Consider the following 23,267-nt stretch of genomic DNA (forward strand, 5'->3'; position numbering starts at 1 on the left):
CTCTTTCCAGAATTGGTAGTGTAGTCCGTTCGAAATCATATCTGCTAAATTGGCAGGATTATTGCGGCATCGCTTCTGTGACGACTTCTTCCAAAGCGGCCAACAGCTTTTCGTTCTGCTCTGCCGTTCCGACGGTGATCCGCTGGTATCCCGGGAAGCCGAGCGCGCTGCCCGAACGCACGATAATTCCTTTGCGCAGCAGCTTGTTGAACACTTCCGTGGAATCCTGTTTGAGGTCGACCAGAATAAAGTTGGTCTGCGAGGGGTAGTAATTTAGTCCCCACTGGTCAAACTTGTCGGTGAGCTGCTTGAGTGCCTGGCGGTTTTTCTCCCGGCAGGATGCGACGAACTCCTGATCTGCCAGAGCAGCGCGCGCCGCAGACTGAGACAGGCTGCCCGTATTGAACGGCTCGCGGACGTGGTTCAGGTCGGAAATGATCTTTTCCGCAGCGACGCCATAACCGACGCGAAGCGAAGCCAAACCGTAGATTTTGGAGAACGTACGCAGGATGATCAGGTTGGGATACGCTTCGAGCATGGGAATCGTCTGCGGGTATTCTGGCGCGACGACGTACTCGTAATACGCTTCGTCCATGACGACCAAAACATCGCTCGGCACCTTTTTCAGAAATGCCGTCAATTCCGCCTCGGTCACAATCGTCCCGGAGGGGTTGTTAGGGTTGCACACCCAGACGACACGGGTTTTATCGTTAATGGCTGCTGCCATGGCCTCCAGATCGTGGACGCCGTCTTTGAGCGGCACTTCGATCAGCTCGGTTCCCTCGATGATTGCATTTGAACGATATTGGGAAAAGGTCGGGTTCGCCATTACCGTATTGGTATCTTCCCCCAGGTAAGCGCGGGCGATCATCAAAATGATCTCATCGGAACCATTTCCAAAGATCAATTGATCCGGTTTCACGCCCAAAAAATCGGCAACTTCCCAGCGAAGCTCCATGCTTCCCCCGTCCGGGTACAGGGCCAAGTCTTCCAGCCCTGCCGCAATGGCCGCTTTCGCTTTTTGCGAACAGCCGTACGGATTTTCGTTTGACGCCAATTTAATGACTTCCGTCAGGCCCAATTCCCGCTTGACCTCATCGATCGGTTTGCCGGGTTGGTAGACGGGTGCATCCAGTATTCGCTCTTTCGGTCTCATGACCTGATCACTCCAAACAGGTTTTTCCTGTTATTTTAACGCACTTGATAATGTTTGTACAAATGTTTTTACTTTCGCAATTCCTTCCTCCACCGTTTCCGGATTTTCCAGCAGCGGCAGATTTCGTTCGATTTCCTTGACGATCGCGCTGCCGACGATGACAGCTTCGGCGTGCCGGGCCACTTCCCTCACCTGTTCCGGCGTAGAAATGCCAAACCCGACGCCAAGCGGAGCGCTGGTACTTGACCTCACCCGCTCCAGGAACGGGACCAGGTTGGAATTCAGCCCGCTGCGCGTCCCCGTGACTCCAAGTGAAGAGACACAGTAGAGGAAACCGCCCGCCTGCTCGCCGATCATGGCAATTCGTTGATCGGACGTCGGCGCGACCAGGGAGATCAGGTGCAGCCCGTGTTGTTTCGCTGCGGCCAGCGCCTCCCGGTTTTCTTCCAACGGCAAATCCGGGATGATGATGCCATCCCCGCCGTAAGCGGCCAAACGCTCTAACAAGCGCTCGACGCCGTACTGCAGCACCGGGTTGTAGTAGGTAAACAGGACAAGCGGGATCGTGACGCCTGAATCCCGAAGCTCTTTTATTACCTCAAGCACATGCTGGATCGTCGTACCCGCCTCCAAGGCACGCTGGGAAGCCCGTTGAATGACCGGACCGTCGGCAAGCGGATCTGAATAAGGAACGCCCAGCTCGATCAAGTCCGCCCCGCCTTCGACTAGCGCGCGGATGAGCCGGACACTGGTATCTAAAGACGGATCGCCCGTCGTAATAAACGGGATAAACCGCTTTTTCTCCCGCTCGGCAAACAGCTCGTCAATGCGATTCTTCACTTCGCTCATGCTTCAGTCCCCCCATGCCCGCCGGCGTCCAGTCTCGTTTGCAGCGTGGCTACATCTTTGTCCCCGCGCCCAGACAGACAGATCACGATGACCTGGTCCTTCGGCAGCGTCGGAGCCAGCTTGACAACCTCGGCTATAGCGTGGGCGCTCTCCAAAGCGGGGATGATCCCCTCCGTCCGGCAGAGCAGCTGCAGGGCTTCCAGTGCCTCCCAATCCGTTACCGAGGCGTAGTGTACGCGTCCCGTGTCCTTCAGGTAAGCGTGCTCCGGCCCTACGCCAGGGTAGTCGAGACCGGCGGAGATGGAGTGCGCTTCCTGCACCTGCCCGTACTCATCCTGCAGCAGATAGGTCAAGGCGCCGTGGATGACGCCCGGCCTGCCCAACGTCAGGGTGGCGGCGTGTTTGTCCGTCGACAGCCCGTGGCCGGCCGCTTCTACACCGCGAAGTCTGACATCGTCGTGGATAAACGGGTAAAACATTCCCATCGCGTTGCTGCCGCCGCCGACGCATGCGACCACCTCGTCCGGCAGCCGGCCGATCTGCTCCAGGATCTGTTCGCGCGTCTCTTCGCCGATGATCTTCTGGAATTCCCGCACCATGTAGGGATACGGGTGCGGACCGACGACCGAACCGATGATGTAAAATGTCTCGTCTACATTTGACACCCAGTAACGAATCGCCTCATTGGTTGCGTCTTTCAGCGTTCGGGTGCCCGTCGTCGCCGGGACGACTTCCGCACCGAGCAGCCCCATCCGAAAGACGTTCAACTCTTGCCGCTTGATGTCTTCTTCGCCCATAAACACCTTGCACGCAAGCCCGAGCTGTGCCGCCACTGTTGCACTGGCGACGCCGTGCTGGCCTGCGCCAGTCTCGGCAATGACCTTCTTTTTCCCCATCCGCTTTGCCAGGAGACCTTGTCCGAGCGCGTTGTTCAGCTTGTGGGCGCCGGTGTGGTTCAAATCTTCCCGCTTGAGGTAGATCTGCGCCCCGCCCAGCGCCTCTGTCAGCCTCCGCGCGTGATAGAGCGGCGTCGGCCTGCCGGCGTAGCGCTGAAGCAGATGGTTCAGTTCCGATATGAACTGCGGGTCGCTCACCGCTTCCGCAAACGCGCTCTCCAGTTCCGTCAGTGCCGACATCAGCGTCTCCGGCACGTACTTGCCGCCAAACCGGCCGTAGCGCCCTGCCGAATCGGGCACCGATGCCTCAGTTCCTGTCCTGCTTGTCATATTCCCTCACCCTTTCTAACAGTTGCGTAATCTTTCCGTGGTCTTTTTGTCCGTCTGTTTCCACACCGCTGGAGACGTCAATCGCATCCGGCCGGTACCCTTCCAGCAGCTCGCCCAGGTTGTCCAGGTGAATGCCGCCCGCTACAAAAAACGGCGTATCCCCCGCCAGCATCCGCAGCCGGGGTATCTCCGTCCAGGCAAACCGTTTTCCCGTTCCGCCGGCCAGCTGCTGATCGTGGGTGTCAAACAGAAACGCATCCACGTGCGGCCGATACGACTCCAGCTCGTCGGAAAGCTCTCTTCCTTCTTCGATGCTGATCGCCTTCCAGACCTGGAGGGAAAACTTCCGGCGCACCTCGGCGCAGAAATCCGGCGTCTCCCTGCCGTGCAGCTGAATGACCTGAAGCGGGGCTGCACTCAGCACCCGCTCCAGTTCTGTCAGTGTCGGATTGACAAACACCCCGACAGCGGCGGGATGTTCAGGGACTTTCCGAAGCATTTCACCCGCAGCCTCCGGGGTAACCTGCCTCCGGCTTTTGGCAAAGACAAATCCGACGTAGTCTGCATGGCTGCGGGCGAGCAGTTCAAGTGTATCAACACGGGTGATCCCGCAGATCTTCACGCTTGTCATGGCCGACTCTCCTGTCTCGTGCCTGTTTTGCTGCCAACCAAATCGATCACAGCCCCTGTCACATCTGCCTGCCGCATGAAGTGCTCTCCTACCAGGACGGCCCGCGCTCCCGCCCGATGAACGAAGTCGATGTCAGCAGGGGCGGAGATGCCGCTCTCGCTCACCACCGGGATCCCTTCCGGCACAGCCGAGATGAGCTCTTCGGTGACCGTCAGCTTGGTTTCAAATGTTTTCAGGTTGCGGTTGTTGATGCCGAGCAGCGCCGGTTTGATGACGCTGAGCACCAGGTCCAGTTCGGAGCGGTCGTGGACTTCCACCAATGCATCCATCCCGAAGGACTCGGCCATCTGGGCGTAGTCGCGCAATTGGTGCGGATCCAGGATCGCTGCGATGAGCAGAATACAGTCGGCGCCATACGCTCTGGCCTCGACGATCTGCCATTCGTCAATGATGAAATCTTTGCGCAGGATTGGCACGTCGACGACAGACCTCACCCGCTGCAGGTACTCCAGGCTGCCTTGGAAATACTGTTCGTCTGTCAGGACGGACATCGCTTCCACTCCTGCAGCGGCGTAGCTGCAGGCGAGCTTCTCCGGATCGAAATCGGAGCGAATCAGCCCTTTGGACGGCGAAGCTTTTTTGATTTCGGCGATCACACTGACGGGGCGCGGGCTTTCGATCAACGCACGGGAAAACCCGCGGGGGGCAGCCATTTGCTTCGCTTGTTCGTATAATCCGAATGTATCTGCATTTGCCTTTAATCTGGCGACTTCTTCCCGCTTGGTTTCCACAATTTTATGAAGCATCCATCAAACCTCCCGCTATCTCCCTGATCTGTCTCAATTTTTTCATGACCTCTCCACTGTCAATCAGCTCGGCTGCGCGAATGACACCGTGTCCGATCGACGCCGCCTGATCAGCCAGATACAGAATTGCGCCGGCATTGAACAGGACAATATCCCGCGCCGCACCGCGTTTTCCGGAGAACACGTCTTCGATGATGGCGGCATTGTAGGCAGCGTCTCCGCCGCGAATCTCATCGATAGAGCGCCGCTCAAGACCTAACTCTTCCGGATTTATCTCGTAGCTGCGAATTTCTCCATCTTTCAATTCTGCAATCCAGCTCTTACCAGTAATAGTCAATTCATCCAAACCATCCTCACCAGCAACGATGAGGGCCCGTTCCACATTGAGTTCGCGGAGCGCCTCAGCCACGACGGTCAACAAGCTGGCATCGTAGATGCCCATCAGCTGGCGCTTTGCCCTTGCGGGGTTGGTGAGCGGCCCCAATAGGTTGAACACGGTACGCACGGCCAATTCTTTTCGCGGGGCGGCTGCGTGTTTCATCGCCTGATGGTACAGCGGCGCAAACAAAAAGCAAAGGTTGGTCTCCATCAAACAGGAGACCGCCGTCTCCGGAGACATCATAATCGGAATGCCGAGTGCTTCCAGTACGTCGGCGCTGCCGCTCTTGCTGGAGACGGCGCGGTTGCCGTGTTTGGCAATCCTCGCTCCGCCGCTTGCCGCGACGATCGCCGCCGCTGTCGAGATGTTAAACGTATTGCTGCCGTCACCGCCTGTTCCGCAGGTGTCGATCAATCCCTCGCCAGGCAGCGGCAGCTGCAGCGCCCGCTCCCGCATCGCCTGGGCAAATCCGATAACCTCCTCGACCTGCTCCCCTTTCATCCGCAATGCTGCCAGAAAGGCGCCAATCTGTGCGGGGGTCGCTTTTCCGTCCATGATCATACCCATTGCCTCACGGGCGGTCTCACGGTCCAGATGTTCCTTTTTCATCAACTTCTCCAGCGTTACTGGCAGCATGGCGATACCTCCTCTACGGCTAAGAATGGATTTCTTGCGCACCTGTCAAAGAGCTTTTCCATGATGGGCAGCGATCGCAAGCGAGCGGGGGAAAGGGAATGACGCAAGTGGTCCGGCAGATTCGTCCTTTGACGTGAAGGAAAATACAACATAGAAATGACACCTCTCCTGTAGTGGAGAAGAGGAAGGAAGGAAAATAGCAAAAAAATCCAGGAAGAGTCCTGGATTTTAGATGTACAAATAGACACCTGTCTCAGCTCTTCTCTTCTCATCGGCTCTCTTCTCTTCTTACTTACTCTCTGCTCTTCTGTAATACACGTGATTCTGCAACAAAGTCTACATAACTCTACTTAACTAGTTTCCACTCTATAGCAGAATGCTGCGGATGTCAACCGCGAGTTGCCAAATCAGGACGGAGCTTGACCGCTTCCCGCAGAAAGACGTGCTTGATCTCACGCTGTCCTTTGTCTGTATTGACATGCATCATCACGCGGATACAGAGAGGAAGGCTGCCGACGACAGGAATCTCCCGCGCGCACATTAACGGGACGTACTCCCATCCGGGTATCTGTCTCGCGGCCTGGGCCGGGAAGACGGCGTCCAGATCCTGTGTCGTCGTCAAAATGACGCTGGCAACATCGTCAGCCTCCACCTGGTTTAGCCGAATCATTTCCCGAAACAGCTCCAAAGTGGCGGAAACCATTTCTTCCTTGCTGTTGTTTTCGACGGTAATTGCTCCTCTTATCCCCCGTACTTTCATCTCATTTACTCCTCCATCGCCGCTTTCATTACCCCAAGTACCAGATCCGGCTCAACATTCCTTACGATTTCGACTTTTCCGATGGCTCGCGGCAGCACCAGCACGAGCTGCCCGCCGACCCCCTTCTTGTCCCGTCCCATAGCGGTTAGCACCTCTTGGGGATCGATCCCGGCAGGCCATTTTGTCGGAAGACCGTACAGCTCCAGCACTCGTTTCGTCTCATCGGCCACTCCTTGCCCAGCCATGCCCATCTGCTCTGCCAGGCGGGCGGCCAGTACCATCCCGATGGAAATCGCCTCTCCGTGGTTTAGTCCGCTGTATGAGGACAGCGATTCGAAGGCGTGCCCAAAGGTGTGTCCCAGGTTTAAACAAGCGCGCATGCCCTGCTCCGTCTCGTCAGCGGCGACCACGCCCGCCTTGATCGCGCAGCCGCGTTCGATTGCCTGCGCCAGCAGATCAGGCGACAACCGATTCAACGGCTCCGCGTTTTGCTCCAGCCATTCGACGAACGCTTCATCTGCGATCAGGCCGTGTTTGATGATCTCAGCAAAACCTGCAGCGATCTCCCGCCTGGGCAGCGTGGAGAGTGTTCCCGTATCGTAAACGACCATGAGCGGCTGATGAAACGCACCGATCAAGTTTTTCCCCAGCGGGTGGTTGACAGCCACTTTGCCGCCGACAGAACTGTCGTGGGCGAGCAGTGTCGTCGGCACCTGCACAAACGGGATGCCGCGCATAAAGGTAGCGGCGACAAATCCTGCCAGATCGCCGATTACGCCGCCTCCCAAGGCGATGACGACGGATTTGCGATCCAGCCCCGCCTCGATGGCGACGGTCATCACCTGTTCGTATACGGAAAGGCGCTTCGCCTGCTCCCCCGCTTCTACTACCGCCGGGACCGCCTTGTAGCCCCCTGCCGCCAACTGGTCGCAGAGCGGCTGCAAATAATGCGCGGCGACATTCGAATCTGTGACGACGAGCAGCTTGCTTGCGCTGCTTACCCCTCTTTCAGCAAGCAGTGCGGAAATCTGCTGCAGCAAGCCCTCGCCGATCAGGATCGGATAGCTTCGCTCCCCTAATTCAACAGTAAGTTTGCGTGGTTCCATTTAGAATCGCTCCGTATACTCACGGTATTTTTGAACGTTTTCCAGCATGTCATCCAGCGAGTCGCTGTCGAACTTTTCGCATAACGCACGAGCAATCTCCCAAGCGACCACAGCCTCGGCGACGACGCCGGCTGCGGGCACCGCGCAGCTGTCGGAGCGCTCGATGCTGGCGCTAAACGGCTCTTTGCTGTCGATATCCACACTCATCAACGGCTTGTACAGCGTGGGAATCGGCTTCATGACGCCCCGGACGACAACCGGCATTCCCGTCGTCATGCCGCCCTCCAGCCCCCCGGCGCGATTGGTCCGCCGCCGATAGCCGGTCTCAGCCTGCCAGGTGATCTCATCGTGAACCTGCGATCCCGGCAATTCCGCAGCCGTAAATCCGATCCCGATCTCTACGCCCTTAAACGCCTGAATGCTCATCACTGCCTGGGCCAGTCGGCCGTCCAGTTTGCGGTCCCACTGCACGTGGCTGCCGAGGCCGATCGGTACGCCTTCGACGATGACCTCCACGACCCCGCCGATCGAATCGCCCTCTTCTTTTGCTTTGTCGATGGCAGCGATCATCTTGGCTTCCGCCTCTTTATCAACGCAGCGAACAGGTGACGCTTCTGTTACCGCGATCAATTCATCCAGCGGCAGGTCAATTCGCTCTGCCTTCACACCGCCGATCTCCAGTACCTGGCCGGCCACCTTGATTCCGAACTGCTCCAGCAGCTGGCGGGCAACCGCCCCGACGGCGACGCGAATCGTCGTCTCCCTGGCACTGGACCTTTCCAGAATGTTGCGCATATCACGCTGGTGGTATTTAATCGCCCCGTTCAAATCGGCGTGTCCAGGTCTCGGCCGGGAAACTCTGCGGCGATCTTCCCCCTCGTCCACTGGTGTCGGACTCATGATCGTCTGCCAGTGGGTCCAATCCTTGTTCTCTACGACGAGCGTAATCGGGGCACCCGTCGTCAAGCCATGGCGAACGCCGGACAGCACTTGTACCGTGTCTTTTTCGATCTGCATTCTGCGGCCGCGGCCGTGTCCTTTTTGTCTGCGAGCCAGTTGCTCATTGATCTTTTCAATCGAGATGGGCAGGTTGCTTGGAATCCCTTCGATGATCGCGGTCAACTGCGGACCGTGCGACTCTCCTGCTGTTAGATATCTCATCTCTTTCTCCTCCTACCCTTTAGCACTTTTAAGCGATATAATATCATACCCTCACAGGGAAGGAAACCCATCCCCTCAAAAAATTAAAGCTTCTCCGTCCCGGAGAAGCCGGCAAGAAACACATCAATCGGGCTTTTTCGCAGATGTGCTGTCGGTTGCGTCAACTAACCATTATCTACAACAAGCATGCGGTCTTGTGAAAGCGGGCGGTAAGGGTAGCTCCCGGCGATCAGATCGTCCAGTTGTGTCTCTTCTGTCCCCAGGATTTGGCCGCATTCCTGTAAAGTAATCAGTCCCCGACGGTAGGCTTCAATGACTTTGCGTTTATCCATGAACATCCTCCCAGAAACTTATTATTCCTATTTTGAGAAAATTCCCGGGAGAGTATACATGTTTTTCCTGTCTTATTTCATTTTTCGGTAGAAAAACGTATCTTCTGACTCGAATTGGTATTGCTGGGGTTGAAAAATTTGTTCGGTGCTGCCGACGAAGAGCGTCCCTCCCGGCCGCAGCGCCTTGCTGAACTTCTGGTACAGCTCGTGCTTCGCTTCATCGGTAAAATAAATCATGACGTTGCGGCAAATGATCAAGTCAAACCCGCTGTCGAACGGATCCGCCAAGAGGTTGTGCTTTTTAAAGGTGACTGCATTCACAATCTGCGGAGAAATCTGATAAGTTACCCCGTCTTTGCGAAAGTACGACTGGACCAAGTCCGTGGGACACTCCTGCAGGGACCGTTCCAGGTAGATCCCCCGCTTCGCCTTGGCGATCGCCCCTTCGTCGATATCCGTGGCCATGATGCTGAAGTCCCTGAAGCTGTGCCGCTCGCGGAGCATCAGCATGGCCAGCGTGTAAGGCTCCTCCCCGGTGGAGCAGGCAGCGCTCCAGCATTTGAGCTTGCCTGACTCGCGGTACAAGCGCGGCAAAATTTTATTGGCCAACACTTCCCAACGGGCAAAATTGCGAAAAAACTCAGATACGTTGATCGTCATGCGGTCGAGAAATTCGGCAAACAGCTCGGAATCGTGGCTGAGAGCCTGGAAGTAATCGGCGAAGCTGGAAAAACCGCGCTTCCCTCTCAGGCTGGTCAGGCGCCGTTTCATCTGCGCTTCCTTATATAACGCCAAATCGATGCCCGTCTTTTTTTTAATGTTGGCAATGAATTGATAAAAATCGAGATCATCCATCCGCTGGCCCTCCTAACAGGTGCATTCGTTCACAGTTTCCAGGCAAAAGAAAAAGGCTCTCCTGGAGCCTTTTTCCCGTTTTGGATGTCTTTAAATCCAGCGTTGGATCGTTTTTTCGAACGAAACGACTTCGGATTCAGAGAACCACAGACCGATCTCACGGGCAGCGCTCTCAGGCGAATCGGATCCATGGATGATGTTCATGCCGACGCTTACGGCAAAATCGCCGCGAATGGTGCCTGGAGCCGCATCCGCAGGATTGGTTTTTCCCATCATGTTGCGAGCCGTGCTGATGACGTTGTTGCCCTGCCAGACCATTGCAAATACCGGACCGGAAGTGATGAAGTCCACGAGTTCGCCGAAGAACGGGCGTTCCTTGTGCTCCTCATAGTGCTTTTCTGCCAGTTCGCGGCTGACTTGCATCAGTTTTGCGCCAACAAGCGTAAAGCCTTTTGCTTCAAAACGGGAGACGATCTCTCCGACCAAATTGCGCTGTACACCGTCTGGTTTTACCATAATAAATGTTTTTTCCATGTGCTGCCTCCATTAAAGCTATGTATTTAAGTGATCACACCAACGAAAATTTTATCAAAGATTGCACAGACAAGCAACCTGCCGGCGGTTAAAACTTGCGCTCGCCAATAAAGCCGGCGATCTCAATCAGCGATTTTTTCGTCGAGTTGTCAGGCAGGTCCCCGATCGCGGCTCGGGCCCGATTCAGGTAAAGGTCCCCCAGCCGGCGGGCGTATTCGATGCCCTCACCGTGCCTGATCAGTTCAATCGACTCATCGATGTGCTCAGGCAGCCTCTCCTGCTTGATCCAGGCCTGCAGCTGCCGCTGATTGGCTCCGCAGTAGGCTTCGTACAGCGCGGGCAAGGTGATATTGCCCTGGCGCAAGTCGCTTCCCGCGGGTTTCCCCAACTGCTTCTCTGTACCGGTAAAATCGAGGATGTCATCGGTTATCTGGAAAGCCATGCCGACGTTGTAGCCGTAGAGGTACATCTGCCTCACCAGCTTCTCGCTGGCCCCGCAGGCGATCGCTCCGAGCTGGCAGCTGATGGCAATCAACAGGGCCGTCTTGCGCTTAATTCGCCGCAAGTAGTGGCGAAGGCCCTGATTCCAGTTGCCCAAAGCCCGTACCTGCTCGATCTCGCCTTTGGTCATCTCCAGTATCGCCTTTGACAGGATCTGATGTACTTTCGGGTTAGGCAGCTCTGCCGTAATCGCCAGCGCCCTTGCAAAAATGTAATCTCCCGTGTACATCGCGATGCGGTTGTCCCACTTGGCTTTTACGGTATCGCGGCCGCGCCGTTTGTCGGCATCGTCAATGACATCGTCGTGAACGAGAGAGGCCATGTGGATCAACTCCAGGGGAACGGCCACTCTTTTCAACACCTCTAGATCGTAGTTCCCCCATTTTCCGCCAAGCAATACAAAGACGGGCCGTATCCGTTTGCCACCTGCCTTCAATAGATGCGTGGATGTCTGATACAAGTCCCGCAGCCCGGTGTCAATCGCCCGCTCCAATTCCTTCTCGATGTACTGCACATCGCCCTTTAACTGAAAATAAATATCGACGAGGTTCATCCGTTCCACCTAACTCGTTAACGTATTAGTAGCTGCTATCGATCCCAAATCCCATACCTTCACCTTAACCGCAGCCGGCAGAAGATCTTGTTCGGCCGCCAGGGCAAAATAGTATTCCAGCCCTTCCTGATGTTTCGGAGAAAAGTCGTACTGCAATCCGCTGAAATACTCGTACCAATCCGCCGCTTCTCCGCCAATCTGTTCCTTGACATGGGCGACCAGCGGCGTCAAGTCGCGAAGGCTTTTTTCCTTGCTGTCCAAAAAGGCGGCGTAAATCTCTTTCAGCAGGGCTTCCTGCTGCTCGATCGCCTGCTTGCGAACCGTCCACAAGGCAAACGTCATCGAATAGCCTGTATGCTGATGCCAAAGTTCAGCAAGGTCATATACATGGTACTCTTTGTTGGCGCGATAGGCAAGCAGGGCCTCATCCCCGATCAACAGGGCGGCGTCCGCCTGCTCCATCATCTGGGAAAGCTTTGGCTCCATCGTCTCATAGGTGACATGGAACCCCATAAACTTTTGCAGGATGATCTTGAGCAAGTTGACCGAGGTCGCTGACGTGTTTGTGAGTGCGATACGAGCCCCGTCAAGCTGCTCAATCGGCTGCTTGGAAAACAGGTAGATCGAACGTACCTTGCGATAAGCGCTCACGGACAGATGCGGCAGCACCAGGTACTGCTGCTCATGTTCGGCGTAGCTGAAGGCGGAAATCGGACCGACGTCGATTTTTCCCGCCGCCATCGCCTTATTCAATTGAGCCGGCACTTGCTGCACAAAATCTACCCGGTCTTCAAAACGGCTTTGGTCAAAGTAAAAGTAGACAGGGAGTGTATTCGTGTAGCGAATTTGTCCAATCGTGAGTGTCTTAGTCTTCATGTTGACTCCCCCAGCGTTGAAATAGAGTATGCGGAATATCAAACGCATCCAGCGCTTTCCCGACAACAAAATTGATCAGCTCGTCCATCGTCTGCGGCTTGTGGTAATAACCCGGCATCGCCGGCAAAATCCTCGCGCCGATCCGGGCCAGCCGCAGCATGTTCTCCAGGTGGATCGCATTCAACGGAGTCTCCCGCGGGACGATGACCAGCTTCCGCCCTTCCTTCAGCGCTACATCTGCTGCCCGCTCCATGAGGTTACCGGAAGCCCCGTTGGCAATTCCCGACAGCGTCCCCATCGAGCACGGGATGATGATCATTCCGTCGCCGCGGTGCGAGCCGCTTGCCGCCGGACAAGAAAAATCGCGCAAAGTCCAATAGTGAAGGCGGCCGGGAAAATTCTGCTGCAGTTTTTCCGCAAGCAACTTTTCCCGGTCATCTGCTTCCCACTCCAACTCGTCGCGAAAGACCTGCCAGCCAGCTTCCGTAATCATCAAGTGAACCGTATGGCCCGCCTTGAGCAGCTCCTGCACAAAGCGCACGCCGTAAATCGCTCCGCTCGCCCCAGTAATCCCTACTGCCAGCTGTTTTTTATTCATGACATCACCAAATCGATAATCGTAAATGCGAACATGACAACGCTGAGAATGCCGTTCATGTTAAAGAAAGCGACGTTCAGCTTCGACAAGTCTGTCGGTTTGACCAGGCTGTGTTCATAGATCAGGATCACAGCGGAGACAATCACGCCGATGAGGAACCAAATGGATAAATCTGACATGAAGTAAAGCGTGAAGAAACCGATCACGGTCAGCGTGTGGCAGAGCCGTGCAATAATCAAGCTGTTGGCGACACCGAAGCGGCTCGGGATCGAGAAAAGTCCTTCGCGGACGTCAAAGTCTGCGTCCTGGCAGGCGTAGATGATGTCAAAGCCTGCGGTCCACAGCATCACCGAGAAAAACAGCAGCATCGCTGTCGCATCGATCTGTCCGGTCGTAGCGACCCAGCCGCCCAGCGGGCCGAAGCCGAGCGCTGCGCCGAGCACGAAGTGGCACAACCAGGTAAAGCGCTTCGTATACGAGTAAATAATCAGCACCAACACGGCAAGCGGCAGCAGTTTTACCGCCAGCATGTTCAGTTGGGAAGCAGCCAAAAAGAGAAGGGCAAATGAGACGATGATAAAAATAAGTACTTCCGATACAGAAATCAGCCCCGCGGGAATTGCCCTCGTCGCCGTTCGCGGGTTTTTCGCGTCAATGAATCGGTCGATCAGGCGGTTGAGCGACATTGCGGCGCTCCTCGCCCCGACCATCGCGACCGTGACCCAGAAGATTTCACTCCAGGTCGGCCAGGCATGCTCGACGACAATGCTCCCCAAAACGGCCCCCATAAAGGCAAAAGGCAGGGCAAAGATACTATGTTCGAATTTTATCATTTCCAATATGATCTTTACTTTTTGCAGTACCATTGTAAGCACTTCCGATCTACGCACTGTTTACTTTTGGTGAAAGGGTCTTGAAGTTCTGCAAGAAAACAGGAATCGTGACTACCCGCAGAAGGCAAGCATGTCCCCTGATGAAAAGGATGCGGTCTTCAGCGTTTGGTTCCGATGTGGAGCGCCGCCACGCCCCCCATAAACAGCTTGACCTGCACCGGATCAAGCCCGGCTTTTTTAAACATCTGCGTGAGTTCCTTGCTGTCGGGAAAGTGGGTCAGCGACTGCGGCAGCCATGCGTATTCCTCATACTTGTTTACGATCAATTTGGCGATCACCGGCAAGATCTTGTAAAAGTAAAAATAAAAGAGCTGACGGTACGGCAGAAACGGAGGCTTGGACACTTCCAACGATACCACCTTTCCGCCCGGCTTGACTACTCTCGCCATCTCGCCGAGGACTGTTTGAATATCAGGAACATTGCGCAAAGCAAAACCGATCGTCGCTACATCGAAGCTGTTGTCTTCGTACGGCAGACTCATCGCGTCTGCGTTGACGAGCGAGACCACATCTCCTACTCCTGCTTTGGCAACCTTGTACCCGCCTACCTCGAGCATTTTTTGGCTGAAGTCAAGGCCGACGACCATACCTTCCCGTCCGACGGCGCGAGCCAAGCTGACCGTCCAGTCACATGTCCCGCAGGCGATGTCGATCGCAGCTTGTCCAGGCTTTACCTGCAGCTTTTGCATGGTGTAATTGCGCCAGGCAACGTGGCTCCCGAAGCTGATCACATTGTTCATGCGGTCGTATTCATCGGCGATACTCTCAAACACATTGTGAACGTACCTGGCCTTCTGTTCCATCTGTTCTTTGTTCACCTTCCCTACATCTCCTCAACTACGCGTTTTAAGCGATTCAATCGGTGCGAGTAGCGAGAAGTTACCCAGTTGAGTAGCGGTTGTTTCTCGTTCGGGTAAAGACTGCAAACCAACTGTTCACATACGCCGATTAGTTCGTTCGTCCGCGCCTCGACAAAATCCAGCAGATTGGCCAAGGTCAAACCCGGCTTTTGCAGCAATCTCGACAATCCGGAAGGGATCTGCTTCTGCCATTGCAGCTGTTCCCACTCGCCGATAATTCGCTCGACTGCAGAGGTCTCTTCAAAGAGGGACACCCAAAAACGGCGCTCTTCTTCTACCGGCGTAAAGTGTTTCACCACCCCTACGTACAGCGCCGTATCAATGGTTTGGCGCAGGGAGAGGTACGCTTCCCAGGAGAGCTTGTTGTCTTTTTCGGATACGTGAAGCTGCATCTTCGCTTCATTAATCTCCTGAATCGCATGGGAAAAAATCCGAATCGGTTCGATTTCTCCCGCTTCGGCCAACAGATAGTAATACTGGCTGCTGCAGTAGTCCCCTGCAAGTACGGTAAGCTGTCTTGTTCGCTCGTCCAATACGGTGTTTTCATACGTGAGCTTTACCAGTTCATGGGTATCCAACCCTACTTGCATCAGCCCAGCACTAATGGTCAGCCGCTTTGCCCGCTCTTTTTCCAAGCCGTTCTCAAGCAAACAAAAGTAAAGCAATGCCAACCGATTTTCCGCCATAGCGGGCATATCGACGTATTGCCGAACAAATGGCTGTGAAATCATGTGATGAATCCGTTCGGCGATCTCCCGGATCTCATCGGAAAAAGGTGTTACATCTCGATTCATCAGGCTTCCTCCAATGAGAAAAGCTTCATGAAAAAAGCTTTTCTTATAAGCAATCATCCTTGAGTATATCATAATTTTGGTCTAGGGACTAAGTTTCTCTGCAAACCCCGGTTCTTCTCGTACGGGAAAATTCTTTTGGACAAACGAAACTATGTCGTCGATCCGTTCGGGAGCGGGGTAGGCGCGGGATTGATTTGACCGCTCTGCGGAGATAGCCAAAAGCACTCTGGTCCTGCCTGAGATCCCCTCTTCCAGCAGCCGAAAAAACAGGTTATCGACATTTCGCGTTAGAGAGAAAGAATGGTATGCCAGTGTGTAAAAGTCCTGGTACAGCGGCGCCGCTTCAATCGATTGGGCAGGTGTTACGTAAAAATCGACGTACAGCGAATGATTCTCCCACTTTACACGCTTAATATTATAATGAGTTGGAGTCAATGTAAACAAATCGACCAGATTTTGTTCAGTTACGACGATCGGCGTTACCTCACGCATCGTCGGCATCACCAAACCGTATTTTTCCCTTGTTAAGGCAGGAACAAACGAGAGCATCAGGGCAAGAAATGCGGAAACCATAACCGCAGCCACCAGCTTGCGGGGCATAGACATCCCTCCTCCCCACCATTGTACAAAAGAAAAAAGCAGGCTATGCCTGCTATCGAACCTTTTTAACTCTTATTCGTCCGTATCAATCGCGCCGTGCCGGGTGAGGATGAGGGCCTTTCCGCGCACCTTGATCGCAGAAGTATGTTCGGTAAACTGGGCGAGCATCACTTCGCCTTTGTCGAGCTTCTCCGTATGATGAAACCGCGTATCCATACCTCGGGTTAAGCCAATGACGTGAACCCCGTTTTCTTTCGCCTTAATGACAAAGAAATCCTGCGAAATTCCGTTGCGTTGATCCACTGAAATCCTCCTTTATCCTGGGCTGCATTCAAATGCGTGAATGGCTGCTTTCCCGAAATTACCCAGCCTGTATCGACAGCCGGCTCATAATCTTCGCCACGTACTTTTGGGTTTCGGCAGGCAGTTCTCCCGCCTTGCGGTCAAAGTCGTCGTCTGTGGCGATCCCTAAGCGATCGACTCGTCCTGGTCCGGCATTGTAGGCAGCCAACGCCACTTTTACATTGCCGTCATATCTTTGCAGCAGGTCGCGCAAATAACGGACACCGCCAGCTAGGTTCTGCTGGGGGTCGAACGAATCGCGAACCTGAAGAGACCTGGCCGTGGCATCCATCAACTGCATCAGGCCCTTTGCACCGGCGCTGGAGACAGCTGACGGATTAAAGTTGGATTCAGCACGAACCACTTCCCGGACCAACCCCATGTCTACTCCAAACCGCGAGGCTGTCCGTTCGATCATCGCCAAAATCTCTTGAGGATTGGCGGAATAGGCACTCTTCCCCTCATACTGTCCATCCAGCTCGGCCAGCACCTGTTCCGCCGGAATAATCCGGCCGCCCGCTTCCAACTGGGCGTCGAGCAAATCGGCAAAAGATTGGTCAAGCGGGAGCGGAGAGTTGTTCTTCAACAACGTGTTTCCTTGTATGTATCTGTTTTGTGTCGCGACAAAGCGCAAATCAATGTTCATTTTACACCAACCTGTCCTAAGACATTCCACTTTCCATTATAAAACAGCAGGGGGCGCAAGCCAAGTCTGGTTTGAAATAAAAAGCGTTCTGTTTCTTTTTTGCTTGGAGAACATTGTCTAGGGAGAAAGAGAAAAATGGGCTCGCTTCGTTCGTGGCACGCCTGCGGGGAAGTAAGACTGGCCGTCTTCACTCCAAAAAACGGCACGTCGGCCAAAAATGACTGTAGGCATCTCAACGTAGAATTTGGTCGACAAGCGTGTGCCGTTTTTTTCCGTTCCGACTGGGCGGGCGTTGCCAAGGCCTGCGCTCGCTCCATTTTTCTCTTTCTCCACGGGCTTTTCAAAATAGTAAAAAAGAACCTCGGAACGAGGTTCTCTTTATTAACATGTAGATGGTCGGAATGCAGGGATTTGAACCCTGGACCTCACCCACCCCAAGGGTGCGCGCTACCGGGCTGCGCCACATCCCGACTGAAGACAATTAACAATATACATGATCAGCAGGGCAAATGTCAATAGTATTTTGCAAGAAAACCCGTTCCACCTCGAGACGGATACGGGCTTTCCTCCTTACCCCTTGAGCAAACTGAATACTTCCGCTCTTGCTGCATGATCCTGCGCGAAGATCCCGCGGACTGCGGATGTTACCGTCACGGAACCCGGCTTCTTCACACCGCGCATGGTCATGCACATGTGTTCTGCTTCCACTACGACAACGACACCGTGGGGCTCCAGCTTTTTCATGATCGCATCAGCTACGGTAGAGGTAATCCGTTCCTGCAGCTGGGGGCGTCTCGCTACCGCTTCCAAAGCACGAGCCAGTTTGCTGAGCCCGACGACCCGTCCGCCCTGCGGGATGTAGGCAACATGCGCCTTCCCAAAAAACGGGACCAGATGATGCTCGCACATCGAGTAAAACGGAATATCTTTGACCAGGACCATCTCTTCATGCTGTTCGCTAAAGACAGTCTCAAAGTACTGTTCTTCGTCAACATGCATGCCTTCGAACACTTCAGCGTACATCTTGGCGACGCGTTTCGGTGTATCTAACAGCCCTTCACGATCCGGATTTTCTCCCACTGCCTCGAGGATCATCCGCACCGCGTGTTGGATTTTTTCAAGATCGACATTCATATTTTAACCTCCTCAGCCCTGCAAACAAGAACAAGCCCATCTTACCACCCCGGGAAGGAAAATGCAAAACCTGGTGTGCCTTGCTATGGGCTTGGACAAGTAAAAAAATCCACATTTGACATGTGGATTTTTCCTTTGCAACTTCATGAAAGCAAAACCTGCTTCTTATTCAGAGCATTCTTATGTAAGGTACTTTCTAAATGAAGAAGCGAAATTTACTTGATCAAATCCTTCAGTTGCTTACCAGGTTTGAAGGCAGGGATCTTGCTGGAAGCGATTTCGATTTCTTCGCCAGTTTGCGGGTTGCGACCTTTACGGGCAGCACGCTCGCGCACTTCAAAGTTACCGAAGCCGATCAGTTGAACTTTGTCCCCAGATTTCAAAGCCTCAGCAATGGCATCAAGAACTGCTTCCACTGCTTTGGTAGCATCTTTTTTCGTGAGTTCGGTGGTTTCAGCCACTTTCGTGATCAATTCTGTTTTATTCATGTCTTCACCTCCCCTCAAAGAAATTATCGTCATTTATAGTACATGTCTTTACCACAAAATCTAAAAAATATACGCTCGTTGGCGGTTATTGCCTATCTGACAAGCTTATAGTAATACACCGTTTTGTGAAATTCAAGCCTTTTCCTGTCGAAACCGTGGAGAAAACGCAAAAAAGGCCTCCTTTCCTGCGGAAGCCTATCTCGCATTAGCCCTAACCCGGGCCTTTGGAACTACCTATCAACTTAGAGGATGATCGCGATCAAACCGCCCGATCCCTCGTTAATGATCCGCCCCAGTGTCTCTTGCAGCTTGTAACGGGCGTTGTCCGGCATCATCAGGATTTTGGCCTGGATGCCCTCCCTTACGATCGAATGCAGAGACCGCCCGAAGATGTCGGAATTCCAGATGGACAGCGGATCCTTGTCAAAGTCCTGCATCAGATAGCGCACCAGTTCCTCACTCTGCTTTTCCGTACCAATAATCGGGGCAAACTCCGACTCTACATCGACGCGAATCATGTGGATGGACGGAGCCGTCGCTTTCAGCCGCACGCCAAAACGGGGGCCCTGGCGGATCATTTCCGGCTCATCCAAAGACATCTCATGAAGAGACGGTGCCGCGATGCCGTATCCGGTCGAGCGTACCATATGCAGCGCCTCTGCTACCTGATCGTACTCGCGCTTGGCATGGGAAAACTCCTGCATGATTTTGAGCAAGTGATCTTTCCCCTTGATCTCCACGCCAACGATCTCCATCAAAATACGGTCGTACAAATCGTCGGGCGCATGCAGGTCGATCTCGGCAATCCCCTGTCCCATGTCCATCCCGGCGAGTGCGGCCCGCTCCACAAAATCGTAATCGCTGAAATACCCTACGACCCGGTCCACGTCACGGAGGCGGCGAATATCCTTGACTGTCTCCCGTACGGCCTCCTCGTAATTCTGCCTGAGCCAATGACCGCTCTCCAGGACCATGACCCAGCTCGGCAGATTGACATTGACCTCGTGTACGGGAAATTCGAACAAGACCTCGCGCAGGATCAGCAGAACCTCCTGCTCAGACATGTGGTCTACCGACAAGGCGATGACTGGAACGTCGTACTTTTCCTGCAGTTCGGCCCGAAGCGCTTGCGCCTCCTCAGAACGGGGGCGTGTCGAGTTCACCAGGATAACAAAAGGCTTGCCTACTTCTTTTAACTCGCTTACGACGCGCTCCTCCGCTTCCAGGTAGCCCTGTCGGGGAATCTCCGCGATGCTTCCATCCGTTGTCACCACGATGCCGATCGTGGAGTGATCCTGGATGACTTTTCGTGTGCCTACTTCTGCTGCTTCTTCAAATGGCACCGGTTCGTCGTACCAGGGGGTATTCACCATGCGCGGCCCGTGTTCGTCTTCAAAGCCCTTGGCTCCATCCACGGTGTAGCCAACGCAGTCAACCAGCCTTACATTGATGCTGAGGCCATCAGTCACATTGATCTGAACCGCTTGATTGGGGACGAATTTCGGTTCGGTCGTCATAATCGTGCGGCCGGACGCGCTTTGCGGCAGTTCATCCGTAGCCCGGATACGGTCCGTTTCTTGCGGGATGTTGGGTATGACCACTTGTTCCATGAACCGCTTGATAAATGTTGATTTGCCCGTACGGACAGGACCGACGACCCCGAGATAGATATCGCCGCCCGTACGTTCAGCAATGTCTTTAAAAATATCGACTCGTTCCACCTTCGATGACCTCCTTGTGTTTGTCTATTTCTACTCTATGACGGTTTTTCCGAATTATCCCTCAACCTTCATTATTGAAGAGAGAATCTCGTACTAGAATCTAGGACAGTATCAATATATGTAAAAACAAGCGAAGTAGAACAAAAAAATGATCCTCCTCTCTAGAGGAAGGATCACATAAGTGGCACTATGACAATTTGAGCAGGTACGGCTCCCCGTTTTCCATCGTGTAGGGGAATGATTTCACTGGAACGAACATCGACTCCCTGGCGAAAACATAGCGGGGATCGGTGTTCTTGGGGACCTCCAGCTTCTCGTTGTTGCGCAGGACCGCAGCGATATCCGGAGCGTAATCAATGCCCACCACGCCCTTTTCGTTCATAATCAGGGTAAGCAGCTGGCTGGTCACTGTACTCTTGATTTCCGGCTCCTTCATGGCAATGATACTGTATTTAATCGTGTAGTAGCCGTTCCCCAGGTCGCCATTTACGGGCAGCTTGCCGTCGTGTTTTTGCATATAGCGGTTGACCGCTTGCTGAACATCTGCCACCTTGCTGACGACGTCGAGGTTAATCAGCCTCACAGTAGGCTTCGTCTCCGCATCGATAATGACGTACTTGTAGATGCCGCCCCTTTCAAAGGAATTGGCAGGCGCATCCGGCAGATACTTTGGCATCAGTTTGGAAAAATCAATCTCGTATTTCTCAAAAATCGGAGTCTCTAACGGATTGGTTACGATCGGCAGGACCGCCGTATCCTGCTGAAATTGTTCTACTGCTTTTTGCGTAGCTTCTAAATAAAATGAACTTGGCACTTGATTTTCCGCTCTGCGTTCGGCCGGATAAAGGCAGCCGGACAGCAGCGCTCCCATCAAGATGATAGAGCCGATCCGGGCCAGCCACGTCTGATGAAAGGTAAACTGCATGTTACGTGTTCCTCCTACTGTTCATCCTCAAGCTCGTATTTTTGCCTTTCCAGCGCAGCGGCAACCACCGATTTTAGCTTGCTGACAGGTATGCTTACCACGCAATCGCCCATGGTCGCTCTGGCCTGGCACGAGAGCCGCACTCCGCCGGCAAGATCGGCTTCCGTCAGCTTGCGCAGCTCCAACGGGCTGGGCGGCGATAGTTCACCCTGCTCCACTACCACCTTGCACATCTGACAAGAGGCGTGCCCGCCGCAGCGCTGAGGAATGTACACCCTGGCCGCCCTGGCTGCCTGGATCAGCGTTTTCCCGGCTCGAACGTTAATCTGTTTTCCTGAAGGGCGAAAAGTGATTTTCCCCATGGCCCTCTCTCCTTATCGGTAGGGGCTGTGCAGGAGATTGACCCTGCCCGCTTTCGTCAGGCGTATCTGGCAGCCCAAGCGGTAGCCGTTTTGCCGCTCGGCTTTGCGCAGGCGCAGCTTTTCTTCCGGCGTGATCTCGTTTAAGCAATCAGCCCCGTCGATTACCTTTGTGCGACACTGGGCACAGATGCCCCGCTCACATGCATATCCCCATGGAATCGCGTGTTTTTTCGCTACTTTTACAATCGTCTCATCCAGCTCGGCTGGTACGACATAGGCCTCTCCACGAGCCGTCAACGTCAGTTCCGACACAGCTTTATCTCCCTTCCCTAGAATATGACGAGCAAAATCATCAGCAATGTGATCAGCAGCAGCAGGTACGCTACTGTTTTTAGCAAAAAGCGAATCGTTGAACTCTGCAACTTGCGTGAATAGACAACCATAATGTTGCAGACAAACATCAACACCATTGCCGCGATCGCTATCCACATTTTTGTCATCGGGTCGATTCCCATAACCAAAACAGCTTCCTTTGCACAATTTTTCCGTGATTCGTTTATTATAACATATTCTGCTTATACGAACCTACACCCGGGCATTCGCATACACTATTCTGATGATTCACCTGTAAAGGGGGAAGGACGATGAATATGCGAAAATGGCGCAATCCCTATGCGCCAATGACAAAGAAAAAAATTCAACCGCAGGAAGGGCAAGCTGGTCGCTTGCCGGTTCCACTAGAGCCCCTGTCCTCCGAAGAAGTTCGCAGTTCTGTAAACCGCATGCGGCTCAATATCAAGGGAATCAGCAGCACGATCCGCCAGGTGGAAAATACGATGGACACCTTGTATGGCGCGATGGAGATACTCGAATCGCTGAGCAGGACTTCAGCGAAACCGGCGCAGATCAACAAAGCCGCCGAGCCAAAGCGCCACAGGGGTGAGCAAGCCGAAGAAGAGGACGACTCCAATCCGCTCGGTCCACTCGGCAACATCGATATCGGGCAGCTGCTTAATCTGCTACAATCTCCTTTGGTGCAAAACTTACTGAAACATCAGGCTGACGGGGCTGACAAACGAAAAAAAGAGGGGTGAACTTACTGCCCCTCTTTTTTTCTTGCCTTACCTGTAGGTCAGCCATGTCCCTGTAGAGCCATGATTGTTCCTAGTCTTACATTATGTCGTTTTGAAACGAGGGGAACAGGCATAATCGCCCATTTCTCACCCCCTGCGGTTTATTTCAAAAGTTTGCCCAGGGATTGCAGATCATTCATGTCGACTTGCTTTTCCCGAAACATCTGCAAAATCTTTTCTTCTTTTTCCGTACTGACGGGGGTACCGCTTATGGCAGACAGTGTCTGAATCAATTGACGCAGCTTTGACTCATCTTCAAAATCGCTTCGCGTAAGCGAACCGGCAATCGCCCGCAATCCGTTTTCGTCAATGTTGGAAAGACCAGATGTTTGCAGCTTTTCAAACAACCTGCGTGAAAAATTTTTGCCCATGTAAGCTCCTCCTTCACCCCTATAGGTTTCTCCCTATAG

The 23,267-nt window shown here is 53.8% G+C and carries 30 protein-coding genes and 1 tRNA gene; 1 reads left to right on the forward strand and 30 read right to left on the reverse strand.

What is annotated here, in order from left to right:
* Positions 1 to 58: 58 nt before the first annotated feature.
* From hisC to ACI7RC_RS11610, 29 genes are all read right to left on the reverse strand, one after another.
* The gene (gene hisC, locus ACI7RC_RS11470; RefSeq protein ID WP_408108378.1) at positions 59 to 1,156 is read right to left on the reverse strand and encodes a histidinol-phosphate transaminase; all 1,098 of its coding nucleotides are present in this window, start codon (positions 1,154 to 1,156) and stop codon (positions 59 to 61) included.
* A gap of 30 nt (positions 1,157 to 1,186) precedes the next feature.
* Positions 1,187 to 2,005: a tryptophan synthase subunit alpha gene (gene trpA, locus ACI7RC_RS11475; protein ID WP_408108379.1), complete on the reverse strand. Its 819-nt coding sequence runs from the start codon at positions 2,003 to 2,005 to the stop codon at positions 1,187 to 1,189.
* Complete coding sequence (gene trpB / locus ACI7RC_RS11480; protein WP_408108380.1) at positions 2,002 to 3,231, reverse strand: tryptophan synthase subunit beta; 1,230 nt, start codon at positions 3,229 to 3,231, stop codon at positions 2,002 to 2,004. The genes trpA and trpB overlap by 4 nt, the downstream gene beginning before the upstream one ends.
* Positions 3,209 to 3,862, reverse strand: coding sequence for a phosphoribosylanthranilate isomerase (locus ACI7RC_RS11485; protein ID WP_408108381.1), 654 nt, complete (start codon positions 3,860 to 3,862; stop codon positions 3,209 to 3,211). The genes trpB and ACI7RC_RS11485 overlap by 23 nt, the downstream gene beginning before the upstream one ends.
* Entirely contained in the window at positions 3,859 to 4,668 is an 810-nt protein-coding gene (gene trpC, locus ACI7RC_RS11490) for an indole-3-glycerol phosphate synthase TrpC (RefSeq protein ID WP_408108382.1), read from the reverse strand. Before trpC ends, ACI7RC_RS11485 begins: the two co-directional genes overlap by 4 nt.
* On the reverse strand, positions 4,658 to 5,683 hold the full coding sequence (trpD, locus tag ACI7RC_RS11495; protein ID WP_408108383.1) for an anthranilate phosphoribosyltransferase: 1,026 nt from the start codon (positions 5,681 to 5,683) through the stop codon (positions 4,658 to 4,660). The genes trpC and trpD overlap by 11 nt, the downstream gene beginning before the upstream one ends.
* Positions 5,684 to 6,071: 388 nt before the next feature.
* Positions 6,072 to 6,443, reverse strand: a complete 372-nt coding sequence (gene aroH / locus ACI7RC_RS11500; RefSeq protein WP_408108384.1) for a chorismate mutase — start codon at positions 6,441 to 6,443, stop codon at positions 6,072 to 6,074.
* A 5-nt stretch (positions 6,444 to 6,448) separates the two neighbouring features.
* Complete coding sequence (aroB, locus tag ACI7RC_RS11505; RefSeq protein ID WP_408108385.1) at positions 6,449 to 7,549, reverse strand: 3-dehydroquinate synthase; 1,101 nt, start codon at positions 7,547 to 7,549, stop codon at positions 6,449 to 6,451.
* Entirely contained in the window at positions 7,550 to 8,710 is a 1,161-nt protein-coding gene (gene aroC / locus ACI7RC_RS11510; protein WP_408108386.1) for a chorismate synthase, read from the reverse strand. It abuts the gene before it with no gap.
* A 164-nt stretch (positions 8,711 to 8,874) separates the two neighbouring features.
* Positions 8,875 to 9,042, reverse strand: coding sequence for a hypothetical protein (locus tag ACI7RC_RS11515; RefSeq protein WP_408108387.1), 168 nt, complete (start codon positions 9,040 to 9,042; stop codon positions 8,875 to 8,877).
* Between the two features lie 72 nt (positions 9,043 to 9,114).
* Entirely contained in the window at positions 9,115 to 9,897 is a 783-nt protein-coding gene (locus ACI7RC_RS11520; protein ID WP_408108388.1) for a CheR family methyltransferase, read from the reverse strand.
* A gap of 90 nt (positions 9,898 to 9,987) precedes the next feature.
* The gene (ndk, locus tag ACI7RC_RS11525) at positions 9,988 to 10,431 is read right to left on the reverse strand and encodes a nucleoside-diphosphate kinase (protein ID WP_408108389.1); all 444 of its coding nucleotides are present in this window, start codon (positions 10,429 to 10,431) and stop codon (positions 9,988 to 9,990) included.
* 88 nt (positions 10,432 to 10,519) lie between these two features.
* Positions 10,520 to 11,485, reverse strand: a complete 966-nt coding sequence (locus ACI7RC_RS11530; RefSeq protein ID WP_408108390.1) for a polyprenyl synthetase family protein — start codon at positions 11,483 to 11,485, stop codon at positions 10,520 to 10,522.
* Positions 11,486 to 11,494: 9 nt separating this feature from the next.
* Positions 11,495 to 12,361, reverse strand: coding sequence for a menaquinone biosynthetic enzyme MqnA/MqnD family protein (locus ACI7RC_RS11535; RefSeq protein WP_408108391.1), 867 nt, complete (start codon positions 12,359 to 12,361; stop codon positions 11,495 to 11,497).
* Positions 12,351 to 12,959: a UbiX family flavin prenyltransferase gene (locus ACI7RC_RS11540; RefSeq protein WP_408108392.1), complete on the reverse strand. Its 609-nt coding sequence runs from the start codon at positions 12,957 to 12,959 to the stop codon at positions 12,351 to 12,353. The genes ACI7RC_RS11535 and ACI7RC_RS11540 overlap by 11 nt, the downstream gene beginning before the upstream one ends.
* Positions 12,956 to 13,825: a UbiA-like polyprenyltransferase gene (locus ACI7RC_RS11545; RefSeq protein WP_408108393.1), complete on the reverse strand. Its 870-nt coding sequence runs from the start codon at positions 13,823 to 13,825 to the stop codon at positions 12,956 to 12,958. Before ACI7RC_RS11545 ends, ACI7RC_RS11540 begins: the two co-directional genes overlap by 4 nt.
* A gap of 125 nt (positions 13,826 to 13,950) precedes the next feature.
* Positions 13,951 to 14,670: a demethylmenaquinone methyltransferase gene (locus ACI7RC_RS11550; protein ID WP_408108394.1), complete on the reverse strand. Its 720-nt coding sequence runs from the start codon at positions 14,668 to 14,670 to the stop codon at positions 13,951 to 13,953.
* Between the two features lie 5 nt (positions 14,671 to 14,675).
* A complete protein-coding gene (locus tag ACI7RC_RS11555) occupies positions 14,676 to 15,506 on the reverse strand; it encodes a heptaprenyl diphosphate synthase component 1 (RefSeq protein ID WP_408108395.1) in 831 nt (276 codons plus the stop codon).
* Positions 15,507 to 15,587: 81 nt separating this feature from the next.
* Positions 15,588 to 16,106, reverse strand: a complete 519-nt coding sequence (locus ACI7RC_RS11560; RefSeq protein ID WP_408108396.1) for a hypothetical protein — start codon at positions 16,104 to 16,106, stop codon at positions 15,588 to 15,590.
* Between the two features lie 72 nt (positions 16,107 to 16,178).
* On the reverse strand, positions 16,179 to 16,409 hold the full coding sequence (mtrB, locus tag ACI7RC_RS11565; protein WP_408108397.1) for a trp RNA-binding attenuation protein MtrB: 231 nt from the start codon (positions 16,407 to 16,409) through the stop codon (positions 16,179 to 16,181).
* Between the two features lie 58 nt (positions 16,410 to 16,467).
* The gene (locus tag ACI7RC_RS11570; protein WP_408108398.1) at positions 16,468 to 17,094 is read right to left on the reverse strand and encodes a lytic transglycosylase domain-containing protein; all 627 of its coding nucleotides are present in this window, start codon (positions 17,092 to 17,094) and stop codon (positions 16,468 to 16,470) included.
* Between the two features lie 393 nt (positions 17,095 to 17,487).
* A tRNA-Pro gene (locus ACI7RC_RS11575) sits at positions 17,488 to 17,564 on the reverse strand.
* Between the two features lie 100 nt (positions 17,565 to 17,664).
* Complete coding sequence (gene folE, locus ACI7RC_RS11580) at positions 17,665 to 18,228, reverse strand: GTP cyclohydrolase I FolE (RefSeq protein ID WP_408108399.1); 564 nt, start codon at positions 18,226 to 18,228, stop codon at positions 17,665 to 17,667.
* Positions 18,229 to 18,443: 215 nt separating this feature from the next.
* Positions 18,444 to 18,716 carry an HU family DNA-binding protein gene (locus ACI7RC_RS11585; protein ID WP_408108400.1) on the reverse strand — a complete coding sequence of 91 codons (273 nt, stop codon included), beginning with the start codon at positions 18,714 to 18,716 and terminating at the stop codon, positions 18,444 to 18,446.
* 242 nt (positions 18,717 to 18,958) lie between these two features.
* Positions 18,959 to 20,437: a stage IV sporulation protein A gene (gene spoIVA / locus ACI7RC_RS11590; RefSeq protein WP_408108401.1), complete on the reverse strand. Its 1,479-nt coding sequence runs from the start codon at positions 20,435 to 20,437 to the stop codon at positions 18,959 to 18,961.
* Positions 20,438 to 20,624: 187 nt separating this feature from the next.
* A complete protein-coding gene (locus ACI7RC_RS11595) occupies positions 20,625 to 21,362 on the reverse strand; it encodes a hypothetical protein (RefSeq protein ID WP_408108402.1) in 738 nt (245 codons plus the stop codon).
* A gap of 14 nt (positions 21,363 to 21,376) precedes the next feature.
* Positions 21,377 to 21,724: a 2Fe-2S iron-sulfur cluster-binding protein gene (locus ACI7RC_RS11600; protein ID WP_408108403.1), complete on the reverse strand. Its 348-nt coding sequence runs from the start codon at positions 21,722 to 21,724 to the stop codon at positions 21,377 to 21,379.
* Positions 21,725 to 21,736: 12 nt separating this feature from the next.
* Positions 21,737 to 22,036 carry a 2Fe-2S iron-sulfur cluster-binding protein gene (locus ACI7RC_RS11605; protein ID WP_408108404.1) on the reverse strand — a complete coding sequence of 100 codons (300 nt, stop codon included), beginning with the start codon at positions 22,034 to 22,036 and terminating at the stop codon, positions 21,737 to 21,739.
* 17 nt (positions 22,037 to 22,053) lie between these two features.
* On the reverse strand, positions 22,054 to 22,224 hold the full coding sequence (locus ACI7RC_RS11610; protein WP_408108405.1) for a DUF2768 family protein: 171 nt from the start codon (positions 22,222 to 22,224) through the stop codon (positions 22,054 to 22,056).
* 144 nt (positions 22,225 to 22,368) lie between these two features.
* Between ACI7RC_RS11610 and ACI7RC_RS11615 the strand changes: the two genes are divergently transcribed.
* The gene (locus ACI7RC_RS11615) at positions 22,369 to 22,818 is read left to right on the forward strand and encodes a hypothetical protein (protein ID WP_408108406.1); all 450 of its coding nucleotides are present in this window, start codon (positions 22,369 to 22,371) and stop codon (positions 22,816 to 22,818) included.
* Positions 22,819 to 22,958: 140 nt separating this feature from the next.
* Here ACI7RC_RS11615 and ACI7RC_RS11620 read toward each other — a convergent pair whose 3' ends face one another.
* The gene (locus tag ACI7RC_RS11620; protein WP_408108407.1) at positions 22,959 to 23,228 is read right to left on the reverse strand and encodes a stage VI sporulation protein F; all 270 of its coding nucleotides are present in this window, start codon (positions 23,226 to 23,228) and stop codon (positions 22,959 to 22,961) included.
* Between the last annotated feature and the right edge of the window lie 39 nt (positions 23,229 to 23,267).

This window comes from Brevibacillus sp. B_LB10_24 (assembly GCF_046036945.1).
GTDB lineage: Bacteria > Bacillota > Bacilli > Brevibacillales > Brevibacillaceae > Brevibacillus_C.

Excerpts from the sequence above, each read along its gene's own strand:
- ACI7RC_RS11615 (WP_408108406.1), top strand. The coding sequence starts at position 22,369 with ATGAATATGCGAAAATGGCGCAATCCCTATGCGCCAATGACAAAGAAA.
- ACI7RC_RS11535 (WP_408108391.1), bottom strand. The coding sequence starts at position 12,361 with ATGAAGACTAAGACACTCACGATTGGACAAATTCGCTACACGAATACA.
- aroB (WP_408108385.1), bottom strand. The coding sequence starts at position 7,549 with ATGGAACCACGCAAACTTACTGTTGAATTAGGGGAGCGAAGCTATCCG.
- ACI7RC_RS11570 (WP_408108398.1), bottom strand. The coding sequence starts at position 17,094 with ATGAACATTGATTTGCGCTTTGTCGCGACACAAAACAGATACATACAA.
- ACI7RC_RS11555 (WP_408108395.1), bottom strand. The coding sequence starts at position 15,506 with ATGAATCGAGATGTAACACCTTTTTCCGATGAGATCCGGGAGATCGCC.
- ACI7RC_RS11540 (WP_408108392.1), bottom strand. The coding sequence starts at position 12,959 with ATGAATAAAAAACAGCTGGCAGTAGGGATTACTGGGGCGAGCGGAGCG.
- trpB (WP_408108380.1), bottom strand. The coding sequence starts at position 3,231 with ATGACAAGCAGGACAGGAACTGAGGCATCGGTGCCCGATTCGGCAGGG.
- ACI7RC_RS11620 (WP_408108407.1), bottom strand. The coding sequence starts at position 23,228 with ATGGGCAAAAATTTTTCACGCAGGTTGTTTGAAAAGCTGCAAACATCT.
- trpC (WP_408108382.1), bottom strand. The coding sequence starts at position 4,668 with ATGCTTCATAAAATTGTGGAAACCAAGCGGGAAGAAGTCGCCAGATTA.
- ACI7RC_RS11560 (WP_408108396.1), bottom strand. The coding sequence starts at position 16,106 with ATGCCCCGCAAGCTGGTGGCTGCGGTTATGGTTTCCGCATTTCTTGCC.
- ACI7RC_RS11485 (WP_408108381.1), bottom strand. The coding sequence starts at position 3,862 with ATGACAAGCGTGAAGATCTGCGGGATCACCCGTGTTGATACACTTGAA.
- ACI7RC_RS11530 (WP_408108390.1), bottom strand. The coding sequence starts at position 11,485 with ATGAACCTCGTCGATATTTATTTTCAGTTAAAGGGCGATGTGCAGTAC.
- ACI7RC_RS11520 (WP_408108388.1), bottom strand. The coding sequence starts at position 9,897 with ATGGATGATCTCGATTTTTATCAATTCATTGCCAACATTAAAAAAAAG.
- trpA (WP_408108379.1), bottom strand. The coding sequence starts at position 2,005 with ATGAGCGAAGTGAAGAATCGCATTGACGAGCTGTTTGCCGAGCGGGAG.
- folE (WP_408108399.1), bottom strand. The coding sequence starts at position 18,228 with ATGAATGTCGATCTTGAAAAAATCCAACACGCGGTGCGGATGATCCTC.
- ACI7RC_RS11600 (WP_408108403.1), bottom strand. The coding sequence starts at position 21,724 with ATGGGGAAAATCACTTTTCGCCCTTCAGGAAAACAGATTAACGTTCGA.
- aroC (WP_408108386.1), bottom strand. The coding sequence starts at position 8,710 with ATGAGATATCTAACAGCAGGAGAGTCGCACGGTCCGCAGTTGACCGCG.
- ACI7RC_RS11545 (WP_408108393.1), bottom strand. The coding sequence starts at position 13,825 with ATGGTACTGCAAAAAGTAAAGATCATATTGGAAATGATAAAATTCGAA.
- ACI7RC_RS11515 (WP_408108387.1), bottom strand. The coding sequence starts at position 9,042 with ATGGATAAACGCAAAGTCATTGAAGCCTACCGTCGGGGACTGATTACT.
- ACI7RC_RS11610 (WP_408108405.1), bottom strand. The coding sequence starts at position 22,224 with ATGACAAAAATGTGGATAGCGATCGCGGCAATGGTGTTGATGTTTGTC.
- aroH (WP_408108384.1), bottom strand. The coding sequence starts at position 6,443 with ATGAAAGTACGGGGGATAAGAGGAGCAATTACCGTCGAAAACAACAGC.
- ACI7RC_RS11595 (WP_408108402.1), bottom strand. The coding sequence starts at position 21,362 with ATGCAGTTTACCTTTCATCAGACGTGGCTGGCCCGGATCGGCTCTATC.
- ndk (WP_408108389.1), bottom strand. The coding sequence starts at position 10,431 with ATGGAAAAAACATTTATTATGGTAAAACCAGACGGTGTACAGCGCAAT.
- ACI7RC_RS11585 (WP_408108400.1), bottom strand. The coding sequence starts at position 18,716 with ATGAATAAAACAGAATTGATCACGAAAGTGGCTGAAACCACCGAACTC.
- trpD (WP_408108383.1), bottom strand. The coding sequence starts at position 5,683 with ATGCTGCCAGTAACGCTGGAGAAGTTGATGAAAAAGGAACATCTGGAC.
- hisC (WP_408108378.1), bottom strand. The coding sequence starts at position 1,156 with ATGAGACCGAAAGAGCGAATACTGGATGCACCCGTCTACCAACCCGGC.